This window comes from Oleiphilus sp. HI0132 (assembly GCF_001635845.1).
This window is the reverse complement of sequence record NZ_LWGJ01000185.1, coordinates 1-741: the sequence shown is the minus strand read 5'-3', so window position 1 is coordinate 741 and position 741 is coordinate 1. Positions and strand designations below refer to the sequence as shown.

Annotated in this window: 2 protein-coding genes; both read right to left on the bottom strand. The window is 43.0% G+C overall.

The window, feature by feature from the left end; genetic code table 11:
• On the bottom strand, window positions 1-250 hold a 250-nt coding region (locus A3766_RS02340; RefSeq protein WP_197479205.1), incomplete at its 3' end, for a fumarylacetoacetate hydrolase family protein.
• 49 nt (window positions 251-299) lie between these two features.
• A partial coding sequence (locus A3766_RS30185) for a putative solute-binding protein (RefSeq protein ID WP_231882814.1) occupies window positions 300-741 on the bottom strand: 442 nt, incomplete at its 5' end.

Here is a 741-nt window from a genome sequence, read left to right as displayed (position 1 = left end):
TTGCATTAGATAGCGTCTCTCCGATCAATACGGCAATCTCTGCCTCATAGTGGCAATCTGTGTCTGGAATAGTGAAAGGTTCACTTAAAGAGACGACAGCCGACTCTGGTTTAATAAACAGAATCGGCTCAGAAGGTATGGGGTTATTAAGCTCTTTGGCATGTTCTGCGTAATTACGCCCGACACAAACGACTTTTGTGATAGGTGATTCGAATAAACTTCCATCAACAAATTTTGCTGTATAAGGCATCACTACTCCTACTAAGCTACAAGGTCTCTAGGAGCAGTGTTCTGCGCAACTACTCCGGAGTCGCGCATTCTGTCGCAGATGGATTAAATTTACAACGGATCTTCCACAATATTGAGATAGCTTTTGCGTCGTAGGCTTTTTCATCTCTTAAGGCTAAACGAATCTTCTTAGAAAGGTTTTCATACTCTGACTTTCTTACATCATCGAGACTCACCCAGTACTTCTGTGGAATTTCACTGTGTGCCTGCTTAACTGTATTCTCGAGTTCATTAAATCGAGATAGCGCATGCTGGCGCATATTGTGAGCAAAATTTGCTGGGGCTGTTTCAGTATTGACGACCATTTCCATCACAGCATAAAGAATATTGAAGTCAACAATTCCGCCAGTTTCGCCCAAACCTTTGTATAACTCAAACGTGTTGTAAGCCAACGCGGGCGCAAACATTACGTCAACGTTGCCATTATTGAATTGCCCACCCCAAGTAGCCAAC